Raw genomic sequence first — 20064 nt, forward strand, 5'->3', positions numbered from 1 at the left:
CGGGCGCGGTCGGGTATAATCACCGATTGGCGACGATCCGTAGGATGTCTTCGTCCGCGAGTTCGTGGTCGCGACCGACCTGCTGTTCGTCGTGCTTGGCACTCGGGCCGGTCACACGAGCGAAGCGGAAGCGGTCGTCAAAGCTCCCACCGAGCTTCTCGCAGGCGTCGTCGACGGTATTGCCTTCCCGGAGTATCAGCGGTTCCTCACGGTCGACACCGCGGCCCGGCTTGTCCATGTAGATCCGGATCAGGCCGAGCTCCTCCCAGATGCGTTCGGTGAGGCTATCCAGTCCCTTCTCTTCCTCGGCGCTGATGAAGATCGCTTCGTCGGGATCGATATCCCGCTCACGGAGTTCGTCTTCGACCTTTGGAAGGTAGTCTGGTTCAATGAGGTCGGCCTTGTTGACGGCGACGAGGGAAGGCAGATAGACGCGGTTGTCCATCACGCCGTCGATGAGCTGATCGATGTCGATCTGCTCGCCGATGGTCACATCGGCGTTGACGTAGCCGTGCTCGCGCAGGACGGCTTTGACGGTCTCGTCGTCGAGTTCGACGCCCGAAGCCGTGTTGACCGAGATCCCGTCCTTGCCCTTCTTGCGGACATTGACCCACGGTGGGTTCTGATCGAGTCGAATCTTGTTCTTGTACAACTCCTCGCTGAGTCGGTCATACTGATCGATCTCGAAGACGGAGATGAGGAAGACGATGAGGTCCGCGGTCCGGACGACGGACAGCACTTCCTTGCCGCCACCTCGGCCACCGGCAGCGCCCTCGATGAGTCCGGGAACGTCGAGAATCTGGATGTTCGCACCTTTGTACTTGAGCATCCCCGGATACACGTCGAGCGTCGTGAACTCGTATGCGCCGGTCTCGGACTCGGCGTTGGTCAGCGCGTTCAGCAGCGTCGACTTCCCGACGCTGGGAAATCCGACGAGCGCGACGGTCGCGTCGCCGTGCTTCTCGACGCCGTAGCCACCGCCGCCGCCCGAAGAGGCCTGCTGTTCAAGCTTTTCCTTTTTTTCCGCGAGCTTGGACTTCAGCCGACCGATATGGGCCTCTGTAGACTTGTTGTAGGGAGTGCTGGCGATTTCGTCTTCGAGTTCCTGAATCTCCTCTTCGAGCCCCATTAGGTGTATGTCGGCCCCTCACACCGAATAAGGCTTTCCTCCCTCGCCGACGCCACCTCAACGGTACGCACACTGGCCCCATCCTGCTGTTCAGAATGGTCAAACGCCCCTCATGTAATTCGACACACCTATAGGCTCCCCTCCGTCATATGTCGATAATGGGAGCGGCGAGTCGGTTTCGCGACAGCACGCAGATACTGCTGCCAGTCGGTGCACTCGACGGGATTCGCGAGGAGTTGGAACAGCGATTCACCCTGAGCGTTCATCAGGAAGGTGAACAGATTCGGATAATCGGCTCCCCGGTCGAAATCAAAGACGCAAGCGATTTTCTCGCACGACACGGCGTGACGTTCGCCTGAGTTAGCGGGGAGCCTATTCTTTGTCGAGATGGCCGGTCTGTCGAAAGGTTCCAAACGGTGAGCGTGCGTGTGGAGGCCTCACGCAGCGATCCGTGAAACGCAATCCTTTAAACCGCCGCGAGGATTCCACTATGTATGGCTGGAACTATCGAAGTCCTCGTTCCCGGTGGGGAGGCCAACCCTGGCCCGCCACTCGGTCCGGAACTCGGCCCGACACCGGTGGACGTGCAGGCAGTCGTACAGGACATCAACGACCAGACGGAAGCCTTCGATGGCACCGAAGTCCCCGTCACCGTCGAGTACGACGACGACGGCACCTTCGAGATCGAAGTCGGTGTCCCGCCGACAGCAGAACTCATCAAGGACGAGGCCGGCTTCGAAACCGGCAGCGGCGAACCGCAAGAGGACTTCGTCGCTGACCTCTCCGTCGATCAGGTCAAACAGATCGCCGAACAGAAGCAGACGGACCTGCTCTCATACGATCTGAAGAACGCCGCGAAAGAGGTCGTCGGGACGTGCACCTCTCTCGGTGTCACCATCGAAGGCGAGAACCCACGCGAGTTCAAAGAGCGCATCGACGCGGGCGAGTACGACGACGTGTTCGCGGCCGAAGCACAGGCGTAAGTCGGACTTGCTTGCTGTGCGGTTGGCGTGTGTTTTCCCTTGCTTTCGACGCTGCTGAGCCACTGCACAGGCGACGGATCCCCCACTAGCGACCGGACCCTGCGAACCGGAAACACGCCCGTCAGCGGTCCTTGTGCTGGTTCGACGGGTTTAAGTGTCGCATTGGCGTCTACCCGCACGAGACAGGCATCCGCCTGTTTCACTGACCCGTAGAAGCCGATTGGCGTACTACGGAGGTGAACAATGGCAGATCAGGAAATAGAGAACGCAGTCTCGCGCGCACTCGAGGACGCACCTGAGCGGAACTTCCGCGAAACGGTCGACCTCGCTGTGAACCTGCGCGACTTAGATCTTAACGACCCGTCGAACCGCGTCGACGAGTCCGTCGTGCTTCCTGCTGGCACCGGTCAGGAGACCACTATTGTGGTCTTCGCCGAGGGCGAAACCGCCCTTCGTGCCGAGGAAGTCGCAGACGACGTACTCGACGAGGACGAACTCGAGGAACTCGGTGGCGACGACGACGCCGCCAAGGACCTCGCCGATGACACTGACTTCTTCATTGCGGAGAAGGATCTGATGCAGGACATCGGTCGCTACCTCGGGACCGTCCTCGGTCCGCGTGGGAAGATGCCGGAACCGCTCGACCCCGACGACGATGTCGTCGAGGTCATCGAACGCATGAAAAACACCGTGCAGCTCCGCAGCGGGGAACGGCGAACGTTCCACACGCGGGTCGGCGCGGAGGACATGTCCGCCGAAAATATCGCGGACAACATCGACGTTATCCTCCGCCGTCTGCACGCGGACCTCGAGAAGGGCCCGCTCAACATCGACACTGTCTACGTGAAGACGACGATGGGGCCTGCGATGGAGGTGGCCTGATATGAGCGCCGAATCCGAACGCAAGACCGAAACTATCCCCGAGTGGAAGCAGGAGGAGGTCGACGCCATCGTGGACATGATCGAGTCCTACGAGAGCGTCGGCGTCGTCAACATCGCCGGGATCCCGTCCCGACAACTGCAGGACATGCGGCGTGACCTGCACGGGACCGCCGAACTTCGCGTCTCTCGGAACACGCTGCTTGAGCGTGCGCTCGCCGAAGTAGATGACGGGCTCGAAGACCTTACCGGCTACGTTACCGGGCAGGTCGGTCTCATCGGGACCAACAACAACCCGTTCTCGCTGTTTCAGGAACTCGAGGCCTCCAAGACGCCCGCACCCATTGGTGCCGGCGAGGTGGCCCCGAACGACATCGTGATTCCGGAAGGCGACACGGGCGTCGACCCCGGTCCGTTCGTCGGCGAACTCCAGAGCGTGGGTGCCGACGCACGCATTCAGGAAGGCTCCATTCAGGTCCTTTCTGACTCGACGGTGCTTGACACCGGCGAGGAGGTCTCTCAGGAACTCGCGAACGTGCTGAACGAACTCGGTATCGAACCGAAGGAGGTCGGTCTCGACCTTCGTGCCGTCTTCGCCGACGGCGTGCTGTTCGAACCCGAGGAACTGGAACTCGATATCGACGAGTACCGGAGCGACATTCAGGCGGCTGCCGGCCGAGCGTTCAACCTCTCGGTCAACGCAGACTACCCGACCGCGACGACGGCCCCGACGATGCTCCAGTCCGCTCGTGGCAACGCCAAGAGCCTCGCGCTCCAGGCGGCCATCGAGGACCCCGAGGTCGTCCCTGACCTCGTGAGCAAGGCCGACGCACAGGTCCGTGCGCTCGCCTCACAGATCGACGACGAAGAGGCACTCCCAGAGGAGCTTCAGGGCGTCGAGGCCGACGTGGCGACAGAAGAACCGACTGACGACCAAGACGAGGACACCGCATCCGAGGACGCCGGCGACGCCGACGACGCGGCCGAGGAGGCCGACGACGGCGACGATGACGACGACGAGGACGCCGGCGACGCGCTCGGAGCGATGTTCTAACAACTCACACTACAACAATGGAATACGTATACGCTGCACTCATCCTGAACGAATCGGGCGAAGAAATCAACGAAGACAACCTCACCGACGTGCTCGACGCCGCGGGCGTCGACGTCGAGGAGTCCCGCGTCAAGGCCCTCGTCGCCGCCCTCGAGGACGTCGACATCGAGGAGGCCGTCGACCAGGCCGCTGCGGCACCGGTGCCGGCAAGCGGCGGCGCGGCCGCACCCGCAGAGGGTGACGCCGACGAGGCCGACGAGGCCGACGAGGACGCCGAAGAAGAGGCTGCCGACGACGGCGGCGACGACGATGACGACGAAGACGACGAGGCAAGCGGCGAAGGCCTCGGCGAACTCTTCGGCTAACTCGGTTCAACACAGCTCTGCTTTTTTTGCGCGCGTTCGACCGGTGAGAGGAGTCGCTGCCGTTCGAATTCTAGAGGCTGTCGTGTCGTCCTGCTTGCAAAAATCGGCCAACGTATAAGCGACTGCAGAGGGGGATCGCTGCGGCTGTTTAGCTACCGAGCGTCACCGTGTCTGAGTCGACCGTAACCGGTGAGTCGTTCCCGGTCGCGCCAGTTTCGTCGACGTTCTTGAGATATATTTCGCCCGTCGCAGTGTCGGCCACAGTGCCGCTCGCCGTTTCGTCGTACACAGTCACCTCATAGGTGTAGTAGCCGGGATCGAGGTCAACATCGTAGCCCGCCCAGGCCGGGTACGGATCGGTATCTGTCAGGTCGCCGGTCCCCGCAGTGACCATTTTCGAGCCTGCGAAGACGGTCGACCCGTCGCTTTTGTTTTTGATTGTGAGGTTCACTTCCCGCTCGTCACCCACGGTTCCGTTGTTGCGCACCTCTACGGTCATCCGCTGTGCGCCGCCACGCCGCTCGATTAGTTCTGAGGTGTTGTAGGTCTCCGCGCCGATGTTCACCGACTGCGTGTCGTTGACCACAACGTTCGACTCCCCTACAAAGAACGGCTGCTCGGGGGCTGTTGAGTTCGATGTTTCGACGTAGTAGGTGTAATTGCCGCGGCTAGTCGGCATATCGAGCGTAAACTGCCGCGTTTCTCCGGGTGATAGTATCGTTGACATCGTTTCTGAGTCGATGGCGGTAAACGACGGAGTTGCGTCGTCTTTGTTTTCCGCCCGGAGGACAACGGTATCTGTGCCGGCCTGACCACCGACGTTGGTAACGTTGACGGTTGCTGTTGCCGTGTCGTCGTTGTCAGTAACACTCTCGCCTCGGACTGAGTCAACTTGCATGAACGGCTCTGGCGTATCACCGACACGCACGTTCCCGCCTGCCTTTTGTTGCGTACCCGCGACGGATACCGTGTACGGATAGCTTTCTCCAGTCGATTTTGAACTAGTCGGAAGGGTGAACGTGACGGTTTCGGTCTCACCGGGTTCAATTGTCGTCGAGTTCGTCCCGACACTGTTGCCATCGAAACTGCTCTCTAAGGTAACTTCACCGCTCTTTCCGCCGACGTTTATTACCTCAGCCGTCAGCGTTGCGTCGGTTGTCTCATCAACTCTGCTCGGAGCGGCGGTGTCGATGAGCTTGTACTCCGGGCCCGTTTGTACGTCTTTCTCGATTGCGTTGACTGTGAACAGCACAACGGCGTCGTTATAGTCCGGGTCGCCGTCATTTGCCGCGTTAGCCGGGTTTGCGTTCTCCTGTGAGAGTTCATAGAGGAATGCTCGTTCCCCGTCGCCCAATTGAAGATATCCCGTGTCGTTCACGCGGCTTCCGAGCGTGTCCTGAATGTCCCGCTGGTACCACTGTGCCTGTTCGAACGCCGGGAGTTCATCGCCGTCGTTCAGAATGACGAGGTTCTGCTGGTTCTGCGTTTGACTGACGGTAGTCGTGTCATATGTGTCCCAGTTACTACAGTACATCGTGTCGTAACCGGCTAACTCAATCGAAGGAGAGGTGTCGGCGTACCTGTCACAGCCATAGGATTTTGCGAAGACTGAAACCTCCGTTCCGGGTTCGAACGAATCGGAGTAGTAGTATGGGTTCTCGTGCTCGTCGGAGACGAGACGTTTCTCCGCATACGGACCGTTGACGTCACCGTTCTCGTACCCCCGCCAGAGTCCAATCGACTGCGGGTCGGACCCGTTGTCGACATATAGCGACATCTGTACGGGTGCGTGGAAGATGGCGTTCCGGTAATTCGAGAATCCTTCCAAGTCAGCGCCCTTCAGCGCGACCGAAGCATTGACCGACTGCTGTATCGTAATCGTCGAGCCGTTGCCTTCGAGCAGCGAATCTGGCTGGACGTTCAGCGTCGACTGTCGCGATCGGTTCGCCGTCGAGAAGGTTACCGAGTACTTCCCGGGCTCGGCGGGCGCCGTAACAGTCCGATCAAGCGTAACGCCCTCCCCGGGGTCAAGCCGTTCGTCCTCCGCTATGGCGGTCGTTCCATTGTACTCGACACGTAATGTCTGTTTCCCCTCTGTTCCGCCAGTGTTTGTGACGGTGAATTCAACGCTCGTCTGGTTTCCCGGTGCGACTGGGTTTTGAACGTCCGCAGCAGTGATCTCGAACAGCGGTGGTGGCGATGAACCGACAACGAAGGATCCTGACTCGGTGTCATCCGGTGTATCGACCACATACGTGTAATGCTGTGGTGACCCGACAACCAGCGGGCCACTGGTCACTGAAGCAGTCCCAGACTCACTGCCTCTGCGAGCACCGTTGAGGGTGAGCGTTGTGTTCTTTGACGTGACAACGCTGCCAGAAGTTGCGTTCTCGATACGGACTTCAACATCGGTGGATTTCCGAATGTCACCGGTATTTTCGACCGTTGCTTCAACGGTCGCCGTATCCCCACTTTGCAGCCCACCCGGTGGGGAGACGGACGCTATGTTGAACACACCTGCATCGCCGACGACAAAGTAGTGTCCGTCATCACTGTATTGCGAGTATGTGTCATCCGCTGTTTTGACCTCTAGATCGTACGTGCCGTTCTCCGCAGTCGGCATCGACGGACCGAAATCGATAGTTCGGCTCTGTCCCGGGTCAACCAGCACGCTTCGCGTCGCGTTTTTCGTCCCGTTAACGCGGAAGACGACTTCTTGATCTGCCGTCATTTGCCCGGTGTTCGTGACTGTGGCCTCCGCCGATGGAACCTGATTTAGCCGTGCTGTTGCCGGAATCGAATTGCCAGTGATATCTAGCGATGGTGTTCCGTGAACGGACGTATACTCGATAATCTTGAAGTCTCTGTCCTGCTTCGACTCCACGGTGAAATTGTGTGGTTTCGCTGTTGAGACGCTCACTGACTGACTTGCTGTGGTCGATTCGCCGCCGGCGAGGGTCACTGTCTCGTCCACCTCGCTTGGAGACCCTGACTGGTTGTGCTTCAGCGTGATTTCCTGCGTATCTTCTAGCCCCCCCGTGTTATGAACCGTTGCTGTCACAACTGCTTTACCAGAGTCTGATGGGTCCGGCTTGACCGTGACATCTTCGACTTCGAAGGTCGGGTTCGTCACATCGCCGAGTGCGAAGCGTATGTGAACGGTCTCCCCCGGCTCGACAGACGACGGAGACACCTCAACGTACTGATCATCGTAGGTGCTCCGTGCCCAGTCTGCCCACGCCCGAGCATAGCTACTATTTTCGATAGTTAGCGTCGCGTTGGCGACCTGTGATGGAGTACATTCATAACTGGGTGACGAAACTGAGTCGGTTCGCGCGTCGTTATAGGACACATCAGTGAACAGGGCCATCTGCAGTGCAGCCTCGTGTGACCGCTTAGCCGTCGCATTCGATCGAATCGAAACCGAACTCCCCGCAATCTGCTGTCCGGAGATATTCGCAAATGAGACCGACAGTGCCCCTTGGTCGTAGTTCACGGCTGGGGGCGACGACATCGTCGCGCCTGATTCGGTCATCCGCCACACACCTCCGCCTTGGTAGCCGACCTGTTGGCCGTTCTCGTGATACCGAATGGTCTGTAACGAACGGTTCCCCGTTGAACAGGCTGAACGGCCATTCAGCGTCAGATTGTATGTCGCCTCGTCAGAAACAGCAACATCAGACCGAACCCGGTTTGGAATCTCGACTGACTCGTTAGTGCCTGACCGCTGGAAGCTCTGATCGACCGACAGCAACACCTCCTCAGCGAGTTCGACATTCGCGTCGTCGTTGACATCTCCGATCGTCTGTTGCCCCACCTGTACAATCAGTACGGCACCAATGATGACTGCGCTCGCCAACAACACCACACCCAGAACGTGCGATACACCCCGGTCTTCAGCCCCCCGGCTGCCCCACTCGAACATATTCAATTACATACCAACAATTACACATAAATGTACTGTTTCACATCATTTCGAGAGGACAGCTACAGAGAGTGTCGAGCTTGAACTGTAGGCGCTCAGTTGCTGAACAACGTTCCTTTCGGTAAAGGCGGCTGAGCTATCCGGAGAGAGTATCTCTTTGAGAGGCTATTGGCCCGATGAGATAACTGGATCGCGAGGCACATGAATAGCCAGAACTGATCTCGCACGGACTTGTGCTTCGGATCAAAAAGGTAGGATCGCTTATCAGATGCTGTTCCTTCATCGGCGACGGTAAAATACGGATGGACTCGCCGGGATTTGAACCCGGGGCCTCTCCCATGCCAAGGGAGTGATCTACCCCTGATCTACGAGCCCGCGTTGCACTTAGTCGTATCCAGTGGCTTTTGATAAAGCCATCGAACCGTTGCGGGGGTGTGAGTCAGTGCCGTTCGTCACTGTATCTGGGGGGCCACAATGTACAAGAGTATCCAGTGTGAGAGACAACCAGACACTACCAGAGCCGAGTGAGCATGCAACGGGACAGGACACAGACGCATTCAGATGAAGACTCACGGGCAGGAGCCACGTCACGGGGACAGACGAACCTCGATTTCGCCATTGGGATTAGCCTCTTTCTCGGGGTCATCATCTTCATCTTCCTGTTCGTCCCTGGGTTGCTGTCGCCGTTTACGGCCACCGCACAGGCCCAGACCGTAACCGCAGACCGGGCTGTCGACCACCTCACCAAATCGGTGCTCGGGTCACCACGGAGCCCGTACTCGCTGCGGACAGACTGTACAGTCCAGTTCTTCAACGAACAGGACGCATGTGGGTTCGAGCAAGCACCCGTTGCCGAACAACTCGGCCTTGATCCGGCGACGCAGAACGTCAACGTGACCGTCGTCGGGAACGCCTCGACGACGGCGACAGCGAGGGACACGCTCTGCTGGGACAACACCGACGACTCGTTGGTCGCGGCGACAGCCTGTCCGAACGCCGATACGAACGCCAATGTGATCCTGACACGCGGGCAGCCGGTGCCGGCGGACAACGAGGCGACCGTGACGGCGTTGCGGGTCGTCTGGGTAGCTGGGGAAGACGTGACCGTCGTCGTGGAGGTGTGGTAGATGCGGGGGCAAGCACACACATTAGAGGCTATTGTCGCCAGTCTCGTCCTCCTGACGGGACTTATCTTCGCGCTGCAGATGACGGCGGTAACACCGCTGTCTGCGAGTACGTCAAGCCAGCACATCGAGAATCAACAGCAGGCGATCAGCGACGGGCTGTTAGCGACCGCAGCGGAACGGAACGCACTCAAGCCGGCGCTGTTGTACTGGAACAACAGCAGTGGCCAGTACCACAACGCGAGCGAGACGGGGCTTGGCGTGTACGCCAGTACGCCGCCGGACAACACGTTCGGGGCGATGCTGGAGCGGGTCTTCGACGAGCGGGGCATCGCGTACAACGTCTATATCCGGTTCCGTGGTGACACGAGCCAGAGTCCGATCATCTACCTGTACAACGGCCGGCCGAGCGACAACGCGGTGTCGGCCTCGTACATCATCACGCTGACGGACGACGATCATCTGTACGATACCGACGGGACACAAAACGAGACGACACTGTCGGAGGCGTCGGGGTTCCCCGTCCCCGACAGGGGAACCAATGTCTACAACACGGTCCGTGTGGAGGTGGTTTCGTGGCGCATCTGAGAGACGACAGCCGAGGCCAGCTACTACTTGTTGCCGGACTGGCGCTCGCACTTGTTTTCATCGGGCTGGCGCTGGTGGTCAACTCGGCCATCTTCACGGAGAACCTCGCGAGCAGGGGCGAGACAGCCGGAAGCGACGGCGCGCTGGCAGCGAGGGCAGCCACGGAGGCAAACGTCGGCACGGCCATCACGCAAGCGAACTACTACGACGCCTCGGCCCCAGTCGATGCGTTCAACCGAAGCCTCCGGAACGTGAGTACACAGACCGAGTCCCTGTCGGCCACCTCTGGGACACTCATCAACGTCACGTACGTTGACCATCGGAGCGGTACACGGATCAACGGAAGTATCGACAGAACGGAGAACAACTACACTGTCGCTGATGGCATAGAGCGAGTCCCGGGTGCAAACGGGACCCGCGGGCTGGTGTTCAACTCTTCCGGGCTCCCCGCCGAGAGCGACCCACTCGTCGTGAAGGTTAACGAGACAGCAGCCAGCGGTGACCGGAACAGTTGGCGCGCACGAATCTGGGAGACCACCGATGAGGTACATATCAAAACGCTTCGGAACGGAACGACATCGTCTGAAAACCGGACCGAGCACTGCTCGGTTCCGTCAGCAGAGGAGAACCGCATTGCGGTGACTGCCGGACTGGTAAACGACCAGCCCTGCGATGCCCTGCGGCGAAACGCCAGTGGCACGAACTTCTGGTTCGGGAACGGCGCTGGCGGGAGCAACTACGCCGTCCACTTCGAGAACACGAACGATACGAGCGGAGAGTTTGAGATGGTCGCCTACGATGGCGGTAGCAACGCCATCTACGACACGGAAGTCCAGTTCGTGTACGACGGACCGGACGTGTGGTACAATACGACGATGCGGGTCGCACCGGGTGAGCCAGATGCGTGAGTCCCGTGCCGTCTCGACGCCGCTCGGGTACGCCCTCACGCTGGCGATAACGGCCATTCTGGTGACCGGGCTGTTGATAGCCGGGACTGGCTTCGTTGAGGAACGACAAGAGAGCGTCATCAGGGAGGAACTGTCGGTTATCGGCCAGCAGGTGGCTGCGGACTTCGCCCGTGTCGACAGATTGGTCGTGGCAGCGGACAGCAGCGGCGCGTCGTTGACGGCCACCACCCGACAGACGTTCCCCGAGCGGGTATCCGGAAGCAACTATCGGCTGTCTCTCGACCCGGGTACGGAACGACTTGTTCTGACATCGACTGAGCCTGAAGTCAGGGTTACGGTGAGCGTGACGAACCGAACGTCCCTTCAGGAATCGACTGTCGATGGCGGGATCGTCGAGGTTGCGTACAACGGGTCAAGCAAGGCGCTGGAGGTGAACGATGGGTGAGCCAATGGACACCCGCGCGGTGAGTGAAGTCCTCGGATACGTACTCGTGTTCACCCTCATCATCTCCGCGGTCGCCGTCGTTTCCGTCAGCGGACTCGGCACGCTGGAGGACGTGAAGCAGAACGAACAACTCGACAACGCGGAGCGGGCTTTCGACATCCTCGCTGACAACGTCGCTGACGTGTACATGCGAGGGGCCCCAAGCAGAGGGACAGAGATCAGCGTGGGCGAGTCAACCGTCTACACCGCCGAGGAGACAACAGTGAACGTGACTGTCAACGGAACGCCCGTCCTGAACCGGACTTCATCGCCCATCGTCTACCGCAACAACCGTGACCAGCGCCTAGTGTACAATATGGGGGCCGTCTTCAGGACGAACCCGGACGGCGGTCTCGTCATCCGACAGCCCCCGCACGTGGTCCGGAACGAACGTCTCCTGCTCAACATGGTCGTCCTCCGGTCGTCGAACCAGACCAGCGTCGGCGGGTCGACCGCGCTCGTCCGGACGCTCAACGACGGCTCCGCCCTCCGGTACAACAACACTGGGGGCGCAGCGAGCAACGTCTCCATCAGAATCGAGTCGCCACGAGCGCCGCTGTGGGCCGATTACTTCCTCGGGCAGGGCTTTGACTGTCCTACCCAGACACAGACGATGGTGCGCTGTGAGTATCCAAAAAGTGGGTCAGTCGAGCGCGCGTACGTCGTCAGCCACGACATTCAGATCGATATCGAGCGGTAGATTAGCTGCCGGTCACGTTCACATCGTTGACGGAGACGTGGAGATACGTGATCTGCGTGTCGCTGGGGTCCGTCAAATCAAGCCCCATTTCTTGAATTGCAGGGTTGTAATCGAATGTGTTCGACGGGTTTCCACGGATGCTTATCTGTTTGCAGATGACGCCACCCTCCACGGTTCCGGACCCGCGCTGTTCGCAGGTGGAGCCGGGCGCGATCAGAACACCGACGTACGTCGTGCTCCCCTTCAGTTCGACAGCCCCGTCCGAGTGAACGAGGGTTTTGAGGTCAGTCGGGTCGCCGGCGTTTTTGTTCATCTCATTAGTGAGCGTGAAACTCCGTCGCACGTAGACGGTCACGACTTCGTTGTCATCGACACCGTTTATCTCGACGGTATCCGACGTGAAGTCGTCGTCTACCACAATCGAGACGTTCCCGCCGGGATTGTCGACTGTCAAACTTCCCGGGTCGGTGTCGTAGTAATACGTGCCTGAACTGCTTATCGTCGACGGTGGTGAGTCGTCACAGTTCACACCGCTTTCACAGTCATCGATCTTGTCTTCGATTCTGGAATCGACGGAGGGGAAACTGACACCCTGACTGTACGGCGACGGCGGGGACCCCGCTCCCTTTACCGACAACCCGCTGGGGTCCGTTGTGGCAGCGACGTTGTCGAAGGACGCGTTGAACGGTATGACGAGCTCGGCCGTCACCGTCTCCTTCGAGTGGTCATACGTGACTGTCCCGTCGGTCCGTTCCTCGAAATAGGATCCCCAAGCGCGGTAGTAGGCGCTCTGGACGGTGACGTTGATATCACTCCCGTTGAGCGGGTTCCGAAAGGCCTCGTCCCGGGCCCTATCGGGGAAATACTGGGTCGTGTCGTTGCGTGTGACGGCGGCGCGGCTCTCGATGGTCTCATCTCCGGTGACGGTCACGAGGGGGAGTGTCAGCGTTCGACTCCGGTAGTGGAACTCCGGCGGCGAGATCATGACCGCCTGACCGTCGGCGTCTGTCCGCCATACGCCGCCACCCTGATACGCGATTTCCGTCCCCTCGCCGTCGTAGACGACCGCCCCGAGGGACCCGTTCCTGATGGTCGTCACGTCCCCGGAGGCGTTGGTGTAGGTGATGTTCATCCACCCCGCGTCCCCTCGGACGTCGTACACGGAGTCACCGCTGGCTGGTAAGTCGACTTGCTGGACGCTCGACTGACCGAGGGCGACGAGCGCGACCTTTGAGTCGAACTGCGTCATCGTGTTCTCGGTGCGCTCGACGTCCAGTCGGCCCTGCGTAGTGGTGATGGCCTCCGCACCGACGACGACAACAGCCGTCGTCGAGGCAATGACGAGGGCGAACACGAGGATGAGCCCGAGCGGACCACTTTGTCCCCGATTTGTTGCCCGACCATTACCGTGCATACCCTGAGGAGCATCTCTTCGCGTATAAAATGAGCGGCCAAGGGGGTCGACGGGCTGCCGATCCGGGGCGAGATGAAAACGGTTTAGTCGCGTGACCGCCGACTCGACAACGGGAACTGCACGACCGCAAATCTGACTCGCCGTTGATTTCAACGGCTTGGGATTGCGGCCGTGTTCGGCGCACCAGCGCCAACACCGCATCGAAACCTGTTGCAGCACAGCGGTCTGTGCCGTTCCAACCAGATTACAATGGCACGAATGCATACACGCCGTCGCGGTTCGTCCGACTCGGACAAACCGGCGGCAGACGAACCCCCGGAGTGGAGTGATGTCGACGAAGACGCCATCGAAGACCGCGTCGTCGAACTGGCCGAACAGGGCCACTCGCCCAGCGAGATCGGCCTGAAGCTGCGCGACGAGGGCGTTCAGGGCACACCGATCCCTGACGTCTCGCTCGCGACCGGCAAGAAGGTTACCGAAATCCTCGAAGAGAACGAAGCCGAGCCGGACTTCCCGGAGGACCTCCGGAACCTGCTCGAGCGGGCCGTCCGCCTTCGTGACCACATGGACGAGAACCCCGGTGACTACCAGAACAAGCGTGCACTCCAGAACACGCAGTCGAAGATCCGACGCCTCATCGACTACTACCGTGGCGACGAGATAGACGAGGACTTCACCTACAGCTACGACAACGCCGTCGAAGCGCTGGGCCTCGAATAGATGTCGGCGACCGGTCGGGAACCGACACCAGCCACGTCGCCCGGCGACCTCGCCGGGTCGCTCCGCGAGGCCGCCTTCGTGCGCCTCGTCAGCGACGCGACCGGCGAGGCGCTGGCCGCGACTGGCCTGCTGGCGCGGGCGCTCGATGACACGCCGTTTCAGGCGAGTGTCGTCCGCCCGTTCGAGGACCCCGACCGGACTACGGAGACCGACATCACCATCGCAATCGGTTGCACGCAGCCGACCGCCGACGTGACGCTGACCGACCGCGCCGCCGCGACAGCCTTCGAGACCGCCCGCGAACTCGGTACGGCAGACCGTGCGCTCGCCCTGGCTGGCACGATTGCCGCCGGGGACGTAGACGGGACCGTCGCCGAAGCCGCCGAGCAGGCCGGCCTCGAACGCCGGCCCGGGGTCGCCGTTCCGACGGCGGACCTCGTGGACGGGCTGGCCCACTCGACGCTGTTCGTCGCGCCTTTCTCGGGCGACGCCGACACAGTGCGGGCCGAACTCGCCGAACTGGGCCTCGGCTCGGATCCGGTGCAAGCCGGTAATCTCTCGACAGACGACCACCGACGCCTCGCGTCGCTGGTCGCGTTGGCTGTCACCGCAGACGCGCCGCCACGGGCCGCCGACGCGGTCCAGCGCGCGCTCCGCCCAACAGTGGGCGGTCCGTTCGAGACGGTCGGTGGCTACGCCGACGTGCTCGACGCCGTCGCCCGCGAACAGCCGGGGACTGCCGTCGCGCTCGCGCTCGGCCACGAGGCCGTCCGCGAGGACGCGCTGGCCGCTTGGCGCAGTCACGCCACGCGCGCCCACAAAGCAGTGTCCGAGGCGACCACGGGCCGGTACGACGGCCTGTTCGTCGCCCGCGGCGACGCGATGCCGACCGGCACCGTCGCCCGCCTGTTCGCAGACTACCGCGCACCGGAACCGGTGACGCTCGTCGTCACCGACGACCAAGCTGCGGCCCGTGCCACGGACGGCCGGGACGTGGCCGAGACGATGGACGCAGCCGCCAGTGCGGTCGGCGGTGACGCCGTCGGGACGGGCGACCGGGCGCGTGCTCGGTTCGACGTTTCGACGGCGGATTTCATCGAAGCGTTCCGGGAGGCAGTATGAGACGGGCCGAGATCCGCACGACACACGACTCGCCCGACCGCGTCGCACGCGCGGTGCGGCCGGACAACACCGACGAGATGACCACGCGCGTCGAGGGCGACGCCGTGGTCACGACCGTCGAGCGTGACTCGACCGGCGGCCTGCAGGCAACCGTCGACGACTACGTCGTCAACATCCGGGTTGCAGCACAGCTCGCAGACCAACACACACAATCTAATCATGAGTGAACGAAGCGTTTCCAAGCGCACAGAACAGAAACGGTGGTACACCGTGCAGGCTCCCGAGCAGTTCGACCGGGAGGTTCTCGGTAAGACACCGGCAGACGAACCGGACAAGGTGCTCGGACGCACCATCGAAACAACGCTCGGCGAACTGACCAACGACGCCAGCGAGAACAACACCAAGCTGACCTTCAAGATCAACGAGGTCGCCTCGGACTCGGCGTACACGGAATTCATCCGCCACGAGCTCACGCGGGATTACCTCCGCTCGCTCGTTCGACGCGGCTCCTCGAAGGTCGAGGCCTACATCACCGTGCTGACCACGGACGACTACCGCGTCCAGATTCAGCCGGTCGCCGTGACGACGAAGAAGGCCGATGCTTCTCAGGAGAAGGCCATCCGCCGAACGATGATCGACCTCGTTCGTGAGACGGCCAAGGACCGCACGTTCGAGCAGCTCATCGACAGCGTCGTCGAGGGTCGTCTCTCCTCTGCCATCTACGGCGAGGCCAAGGACATCTACCCGCTCCGACGCGTCGAGATCAAGAAGACCACGCTCGAAGCCCGGCCGGAAGAAGTCGCCGCCGAAGAGGAGACGGCCGTCGACGTGGACGAAGAAGACGTCGACGTCGAAGCCTAACACGTTTCAGCACCGACGTTCGAATTTTTCCGCGAAAGAACACGCCCGACAGCGCCGCTACTCGCTACTCGTCGATGTTTCCGGGTCCTCAGTCACGACGACGGTCCCGACCATCCCGGCCCGTTCGTGAGGAATACAGAAGTAGGGGTACTCGCCGAGTCCCTCGAAAGTGTGCGTGAAGTCTTCGCCCTCGAACAGCGTCCCACCGGAAGAACTTCCCCAGTTGTCACGGGCCGCCTGCTCGGTGTCGAACCCACCGGAGGCGAAGTAGTCGGCGTCGTCGGGAATCTGCTCGGCGTAGGCCGTGACCGAGTGGCCCTGCTTGCTCGTGTTGAGCCACCGAACGGTCGTCCCCGGTTCGACGGTGATTCGAACCGGGCGAAACGCCTTCGCGGACATCCCGACGTCGTAGTCGCTCCCTGCAGTGCCGCCGCCGATACAGCCTGCCAGCCCGGCGGCGGCCGCCGGCCCGACAGCCCGGAGGAAGGCCCGTCGTTCCATACCCGGACTCGGAACCGAACGGCCAAAGACCGCTCGGTTCCGGACCGCTATGGACCCGGCGCTCAGCCCGTCGCGGAGAGCGCGCGCGTCGGCCAGCAGGCCGTCGCGGTCACTCGAAGGTCAGCCCGTCACGGAGGGCGCGCGCGTCGGCCAGCAGGCCGTCGCGGTCGTCAGCAGTCAGCGTCACGTGGCCCATCTTCCGGAGGTCGTACACCTCGTGCTTGCCGTACCAGTGCAGGTGAGCCCGCGGCGTCTCCAGCACGCCGTCCTCGCCCTGCAACTCCGCCGGCTGGCGCTCGGCCACGTCTCCGAGGATGTTCGTCGAGACAGTGGGGAACCGCTGGTCAGTCGACCCCAGCGGCTGGCCGGTGACGGCCCGCAGGTGTTGCTCGAACTGCGAGGTGTGACACCCCTCGATAGTCCAGTGCCCGGAGTTGTGCGGTCTGGGCGCGATCTCGTTGAGCAGAATCTCGCCGTCGGCCGTCTCGAACAGTTCGATGCCGAACACGCCGCGGCCGGCCATCACGTCCAGCACGTCGTCGGCGACCTCTCTCGCGCGCTCGCGGACAGTCGCTGATGCTCTGGCCGGCGCGACGGATTCCCGAAGGATTTCTTCGCGGTGAATCGTCTCGGTGACCGGGAACGTGGCCCGTTCGTCCGCACCGCGACAGCCCATGATCGCGAGTTCGCGCTCGAAGTCGACCATCTCCTCGACCATCGCGGGGCCGGCGATGGCGTCAATAGCGTCCTCGACGTCGTCGGGACTCTCGACGGGGACGTTCCCGCGGCCGTCGTAGCCGCCGGTCCGGGCTTTGAGCATCGCGGGGTAGCCCAGTTCTTCACAGGCCTCCCGGAGCTCTTCGGCGGTGTCGACGGCGCGGAACGCCGGCACCGGCACGCCGGCCTCGGCCAGCCGGCGCTTCTGGACGAGCTTGTCCTGAATCGTCCGCAGCGTCTCGGGGTCGGGGTGGACCGGCGTCCCAGTCTCCTCGGCGACCCGTTCGAGAACGTCCGGGTCGGCCAGTTCGATCTCGAACGTGAGGTAGTCAGCGCGTTCGGCGAGTTCCCGCAGGGTCGCCTCCCCGTCGAAGTCGCCGACGAGCTGATCGCGGACGACCGGCGCGGCCGGGCAGTCCGGTGTCGGGTCGGTCACGAGCAGTTCGAGGCCAAGCGGCGCGGCCGCCTCGCCCAGCATCCGGCCGAGTTGGCCACCGCCGACCACGCCGACGGTCGGTCCTGGTGACGTAAGCGTCATACCGCGCGTTTTCACAGCAGCGGGGTTAAGCGTTCGTTTCTCGGCCGTATGATTCGTGAATCCACACCGTCATATCGTTCGAGCTGTACTTCGTCCGCATTCGGTGGGTTTTAGGCACGTATCCGGCGGCTTCGAGCTGCTCAGTGGGAACCGTACTGTCGATCTGCTGGGTAATGACTATCGGTGGCTGGCTCTCCTGTGCCTGTTCGGCTAAGGAGTCGGACCGGTTCTCACACGAGACGTTCACGCCGTCAGCTGCGTAGTACCACGGTAACGGGAGCGAATTGTGCCACTGCAGACAGGTCGGTCTGGTGTTCCACCACGAGTCGTTCCACTGGCCGCGGTTCTCCTTGACGTAGGCGTCATCGCCGTCGTAGGCGTCGCCGCTTTCCCCGTGATACATCACGACATCAGTGCCGTTTCCGTTGGCCGTCGCGATGCGATCCATCGCCGCCAGATCCTCACGGAGTGATTCCTGTGGCTGGGCGTACTGGACCAGCGAATTCCCCTCCAGATGCTCGTTTGTGTACACCCGCGTAGCGGCAGTGTTGACGACGAGCGCGGTAACGAGCAGGACGATGGCGGCGGCGATGGCAGCACCGGTCACATCGTCAGCCGACAGCGATTCGCTCCCCCACCGGATTACAGCAGCCAACCCGACGGCGGCCGGAATCGACAGCGGGACGACGACGTGGACGGCGAGCCACGGGGCGCCGATATCGGTCCCGATGGGGTAGCCCAGAATCGAGACGTAGCCGCCATAGGCCACGAACGGGACGAGGTGGCGCGGCTCGACGGTTCCGAGTCGGTCGAGCGCGTAGCCGAACACCGAGAACAGGAGCAGCGGTGCCGCGGTGTAGCCCAGCGCTTTCAACAGTACCTCGTAGTGTCCGTCCACACTCTCGTAGAACGTTTCGAGGGAGTCGACGAGGCCGGTGTCCGTTGTCGTGGCCTTCTCCGAAGCCGGCGAGAACCACTCGCTGTACTGGTCGACGACCCGCTCCCAAGTCACTTGGACGAGTTCAGGGAACAGCGACGGGTTCGTCACGCCGGACCAGAAGTTCACGTCGCCCTCGGCGGCAGGCGCTGGCGGGTATTCGATGCCGGCGACACCGGCTCCGCGAGGGGCGTAGAAGAACAGCGAGACGAGGCCGAACACCAGCGCGGCGAGGACGATGTGACTCGCATACGCCGCGAGAACAGAGGCAGCGCTGTCGTGTCGGTTGCGGAACGAGCGAACAGTGTTGACGATGAGCCCCACGTCCGCCCGAACGCGGCCCGACACTCGCCCCCAGATAGCCCCGGCGCTCGGAACACTTCGGAGGAAGCCAGCGGCGTCGCGGTAGCCGTTGGGGAGGACAAGCACCTTCGCCAGCAGCAGGCCGGTCGCGCCGAGCCACGTCAGCACGTAGACGATGGCGTTCTCCTTCGAGGCGAACCCCAGCGCCATGAACGCCCCGACACCGTAGAGGTAGCGCGCCTTCCGGGTGTCGACGAACCGAACGAGTAGTCCGAAGGCGGTGAACATGAACGCCGCGACCAGCACGTCGCTACGCATGAACCGCGAGAAGTACAGGAGAACCGGGTTGAGGGAGAGAAACGCGGCCATGAGGACAGTCTCGTCTGACCGGAGGTGCTCACGAAAGAGCAGCGCCGTCAGCGGGAGCAGGCCGCCGACGATTGCGACCGGAAGCCGCATCGTGAAATCAGTCGGCGCGGCGACGGTGAACACCCAGCTATCGACGTGCTGGATGAACGGGCCGTGGATGATGTAACGGTACGCGAACGAGCCGGAATCACGGAGATGAAGCGCCCAGTAGGCAACGCGGCCCTCGTCGAAGTGGGCGACGCGGCTCCCGAGCGCCCCGACTCTGAGAACGAGCCCGAGAAGCGTCACAGCAACGACGAGCTTCACGGTGGCGCGGGGGTCGTCCGCGAACCAGGACCGGCTCCGGTCCCGGAAACCGTGGAGAGCAGACAGTAGGGACGACGAAACCATACTCGGCCCAAGCACATGGGGCATTAGAATCCTTCTGGTTTCTATAACGCGTT

At 61.9% G+C, this 20064-nt stretch carries 20 protein-coding genes and 1 tRNA gene; 14 read left to right on the plus strand and 7 right to left on the minus strand.

Going from position 1 to position 20064, the window contains the following annotated elements; genetic code table 11:
- Positions 1-19: 19 nt before the first annotated feature.
- On the minus strand, positions 20-1129 hold the full coding sequence (locus Har1129_RS07890; protein ID WP_151100162.1) for a GTP-binding protein: 1110 nt from the start codon (positions 1127-1129) through the stop codon (positions 20-22).
- A 158-nt stretch (positions 1130-1287) separates the two neighbouring features.
- Here Har1129_RS07890 and Har1129_RS07895 point away from each other — a divergent pair, with 158 nt between their 5' ends.
- From Har1129_RS07895 to rpl12p, 5 genes are all read left to right on the plus strand, one after another.
- On the plus strand, positions 1288-1488 hold the full coding sequence (locus Har1129_RS07895; protein ID WP_151100163.1) for a hypothetical protein: 201 nt from the start codon (positions 1288-1290) through the stop codon (positions 1486-1488).
- Positions 1489-1623: 135 nt separating this feature from the next.
- Positions 1624-2112: a 50S ribosomal protein L11 gene (locus Har1129_RS07900; RefSeq protein ID WP_151100164.1), complete on the plus strand. Its 489-nt coding sequence runs from the start codon at positions 1624-1626 to the stop codon at positions 2110-2112.
- A gap of 243 nt (positions 2113-2355) precedes the next feature.
- Positions 2356-2994 carry a 50S ribosomal protein L1 gene (locus Har1129_RS07905; protein WP_127014732.1) on the plus strand — a complete coding sequence of 213 codons (639 nt, stop codon included), beginning with the start codon at positions 2356-2358 and terminating at the stop codon, positions 2992-2994.
- A 1-nt stretch (position 2995) separates the two neighbouring features.
- Positions 2996-4045: a 50S ribosomal protein L10 gene (locus tag Har1129_RS07910; protein WP_151100165.1), complete on the plus strand. Its 1050-nt coding sequence runs from the start codon at positions 2996-2998 to the stop codon at positions 4043-4045.
- Positions 4046-4062: 17 nt separating this feature from the next.
- Entirely contained in the window at positions 4063-4410 is a 348-nt protein-coding gene (gene rpl12p / locus Har1129_RS07915) for a 50S ribosomal protein P1 (RefSeq protein WP_151100166.1), read from the plus strand.
- A 148-nt stretch (positions 4411-4558) separates the two neighbouring features.
- On the opposite strand, the gene Har1129_RS07920 is transcribed toward rpl12p, so the two are convergent.
- Positions 4559-8335 (minus strand): CARDB domain-containing protein, encoded by a 3777-nt coding sequence (locus Har1129_RS07920; protein ID WP_151100167.1) that lies wholly within the window; start codon positions 8333-8335, stop codon positions 4559-4561.
- A 303-nt stretch (positions 8336-8638) separates the two neighbouring features.
- Positions 8639-8710 (minus strand) — tRNA-Ala (locus Har1129_RS07925).
- A 155-nt stretch (positions 8711-8865) separates the two neighbouring features.
- On the opposite strand from Har1129_RS07925, the gene Har1129_RS07930 reads away from it, so the two are divergent.
- Genes Har1129_RS07930 through Har1129_RS07950 form a run of 5 tightly spaced genes read left to right on the plus strand, consistent with a single transcriptional unit; the run spans position 8866 to position 12139 of the window.
- Complete coding sequence (locus Har1129_RS07930; protein ID WP_151100168.1) at positions 8866-9462, plus strand: hypothetical protein; 597 nt, start codon at positions 8866-8868, stop codon at positions 9460-9462.
- A complete protein-coding gene (locus Har1129_RS07935) occupies positions 9463-10047 on the plus strand; it encodes a hypothetical protein (RefSeq protein WP_151100169.1) in 585 nt (194 codons plus the stop codon).
- Positions 10035-10955, plus strand: coding sequence for a hypothetical protein (locus Har1129_RS07940; RefSeq protein WP_151100170.1), 921 nt, complete (start codon positions 10035-10037; stop codon positions 10953-10955). The genes Har1129_RS07935 and Har1129_RS07940 overlap by 13 nt, the downstream gene beginning before the upstream one ends.
- On the plus strand, positions 10948-11400 hold the full coding sequence (locus tag Har1129_RS07945) for a hypothetical protein (RefSeq protein WP_151100171.1): 453 nt from the start codon (positions 10948-10950) through the stop codon (positions 11398-11400). The genes Har1129_RS07940 and Har1129_RS07945 overlap by 8 nt, the downstream gene beginning before the upstream one ends.
- On the plus strand, positions 11393-12139 hold the full coding sequence (locus tag Har1129_RS07950; protein ID WP_151100172.1) for a hypothetical protein: 747 nt from the start codon (positions 11393-11395) through the stop codon (positions 12137-12139). The genes Har1129_RS07945 and Har1129_RS07950 overlap by 8 nt, the downstream gene beginning before the upstream one ends.
- A gap of 1 nt (position 12140) precedes the next feature.
- Here the strand turns inward: Har1129_RS07950 and Har1129_RS07955 are convergent, their stop codons facing one another.
- On the minus strand, positions 12141-13553 hold the full coding sequence (locus tag Har1129_RS07955; RefSeq protein WP_151100173.1) for a hypothetical protein: 1413 nt from the start codon (positions 13551-13553) through the stop codon (positions 12141-12143).
- Between the two features lie 249 nt (positions 13554-13802).
- Between Har1129_RS07955 and Har1129_RS07960 the strand changes: the two genes are divergently transcribed.
- From Har1129_RS07960 to Har1129_RS07975, 4 genes are read left to right on the plus strand one after another with little or no spacing between them, the layout of a single operon-like run.
- A complete protein-coding gene (locus tag Har1129_RS07960) occupies positions 13803-14273 on the plus strand; it encodes a 30S ribosomal protein S15 (protein WP_151100174.1) in 471 nt (156 codons plus the stop codon).
- A complete protein-coding gene (locus tag Har1129_RS07965; RefSeq protein ID WP_151100175.1) occupies positions 14274-15395 on the plus strand; it encodes a hypothetical protein in 1122 nt (373 codons plus the stop codon).
- Positions 15392-15622 (plus strand): KEOPS complex subunit Pcc1, encoded by a 231-nt coding sequence (locus Har1129_RS07970; RefSeq protein WP_151100176.1) that lies wholly within the window; start codon positions 15392-15394, stop codon positions 15620-15622. Before Har1129_RS07965 ends, Har1129_RS07970 begins: the two co-directional genes overlap by 4 nt.
- Positions 15615-16256 carry a 30S ribosomal protein S3ae gene (locus Har1129_RS07975; protein ID WP_151100177.1) on the plus strand — a complete coding sequence of 214 codons (642 nt, stop codon included), beginning with the start codon at positions 15615-15617 and terminating at the stop codon, positions 16254-16256. Before Har1129_RS07970 ends, Har1129_RS07975 begins: the two co-directional genes overlap by 8 nt.
- Positions 16257-16313: 57 nt before the next feature.
- On the opposite strand, the gene Har1129_RS07980 is transcribed toward Har1129_RS07975, so the two are convergent.
- The 3 genes from Har1129_RS07980 to Har1129_RS07990 all read right to left on the minus strand — a co-directional run bounded on the left by Har1129_RS07980 (position 16314) and on the right by Har1129_RS07990 (position 20011).
- Complete coding sequence (locus Har1129_RS07980; protein WP_151100178.1) at positions 16314-16757, minus strand: plastocyanin/azurin family copper-binding protein; 444 nt, start codon at positions 16755-16757, stop codon at positions 16314-16316.
- Between the two features lie 109 nt (positions 16758-16866).
- Entirely contained in the window at positions 16867-18012 is a 1146-nt protein-coding gene (locus Har1129_RS07985) for a 5-(carboxyamino)imidazole ribonucleotide synthase (RefSeq protein WP_151100179.1), read from the minus strand.
- A gap of 25 nt (positions 18013-18037) precedes the next feature.
- Positions 18038-20011, minus strand: coding sequence for a flippase activity-associated protein Agl23 (locus tag Har1129_RS07990; RefSeq protein WP_151100180.1), 1974 nt, complete (start codon positions 20009-20011; stop codon positions 18038-18040).
- Between the last annotated feature and the right edge of the window lie 53 nt (positions 20012-20064).

Origin of the sequence: Haloarcula sp. CBA1129 (assembly GCF_008729015.1) — an archaeon.
GTDB lineage: Archaea > Halobacteriota > Halobacteria > Halobacteriales > Haloarculaceae > Haloarcula.

What these genes read in the sequence shown, in the direction of transcription:
- Har1129_RS07955 (WP_151100173.1), bottom strand. Translation starts at nt 13,553, where the DNA reads ATGCACGGTAATGGTCGGGCAACAAATCGGGGACAAAGTGGTCCGCTC.
- Har1129_RS07890 (WP_151100162.1), bottom strand. Translation starts at nt 1,129, where the DNA reads ATGGGGCTCGAAGAGGAGATTCAGGAACTCGAAGACGAAATCGCCAGC.
- rpl12p (WP_151100166.1), top strand. Translation starts at nt 4,063, where the DNA reads ATGGAATACGTATACGCTGCACTCATCCTGAACGAATCGGGCGAAGAA.
- Har1129_RS07960 (WP_151100174.1), top strand. Translation starts at nt 13,803, where the DNA reads ATGGCACGAATGCATACACGCCGTCGCGGTTCGTCCGACTCGGACAAA.
- Har1129_RS07895 (WP_151100163.1), top strand. Translation starts at nt 1,288, where the DNA reads ATGGGAGCGGCGAGTCGGTTTCGCGACAGCACGCAGATACTGCTGCCA.
- Har1129_RS07970 (WP_151100176.1), top strand. Translation starts at nt 15,392, where the DNA reads ATGAGACGGGCCGAGATCCGCACGACACACGACTCGCCCGACCGCGTC.
- Har1129_RS07905 (WP_127014732.1), top strand. Translation starts at nt 2,356, where the DNA reads ATGGCAGATCAGGAAATAGAGAACGCAGTCTCGCGCGCACTCGAGGAC.
- Har1129_RS07900 (WP_151100164.1), top strand. Translation starts at nt 1,624, where the DNA reads ATGGCTGGAACTATCGAAGTCCTCGTTCCCGGTGGGGAGGCCAACCCT.
- Har1129_RS07930 (WP_151100168.1), top strand. Translation starts at nt 8,866, where the DNA reads ATGCAACGGGACAGGACACAGACGCATTCAGATGAAGACTCACGGGCA.
- Har1129_RS07980 (WP_151100178.1), bottom strand. Translation starts at nt 16,757, where the DNA reads ATGGAACGACGGGCCTTCCTCCGGGCTGTCGGGCCGGCGGCCGCCGCC.
- Har1129_RS07985 (WP_151100179.1), bottom strand. Translation starts at nt 18,012, where the DNA reads ATGACGCTTACGTCACCAGGACCGACCGTCGGCGTGGTCGGCGGTGGC.
- Har1129_RS07935 (WP_151100169.1), top strand. Translation starts at nt 9,463, where the DNA reads ATGCGGGGGCAAGCACACACATTAGAGGCTATTGTCGCCAGTCTCGTC.
- Har1129_RS07975 (WP_151100177.1), top strand. Translation starts at nt 15,615, where the DNA reads ATGAGTGAACGAAGCGTTTCCAAGCGCACAGAACAGAAACGGTGGTAC.
- Har1129_RS07920 (WP_151100167.1), bottom strand. Translation starts at nt 8,335, where the DNA reads ATGTTCGAGTGGGGCAGCCGGGGGGCTGAAGACCGGGGTGTATCGCAC.
- Har1129_RS07910 (WP_151100165.1), top strand. Translation starts at nt 2,996, where the DNA reads ATGAGCGCCGAATCCGAACGCAAGACCGAAACTATCCCCGAGTGGAAG.
- Har1129_RS07965 (WP_151100175.1), top strand. Translation starts at nt 14,274, where the DNA reads ATGTCGGCGACCGGTCGGGAACCGACACCAGCCACGTCGCCCGGCGAC.
- Har1129_RS07950 (WP_151100172.1), top strand. Translation starts at nt 11,393, where the DNA reads ATGGGTGAGCCAATGGACACCCGCGCGGTGAGTGAAGTCCTCGGATAC.
- Har1129_RS07990 (WP_151100180.1), bottom strand. Translation starts at nt 20,011, where the DNA reads ATGGTTTCGTCGTCCCTACTGTCTGCTCTCCACGGTTTCCGGGACCGG.
- Har1129_RS07945 (WP_151100171.1), top strand. Translation starts at nt 10,948, where the DNA reads ATGCGTGAGTCCCGTGCCGTCTCGACGCCGCTCGGGTACGCCCTCACG.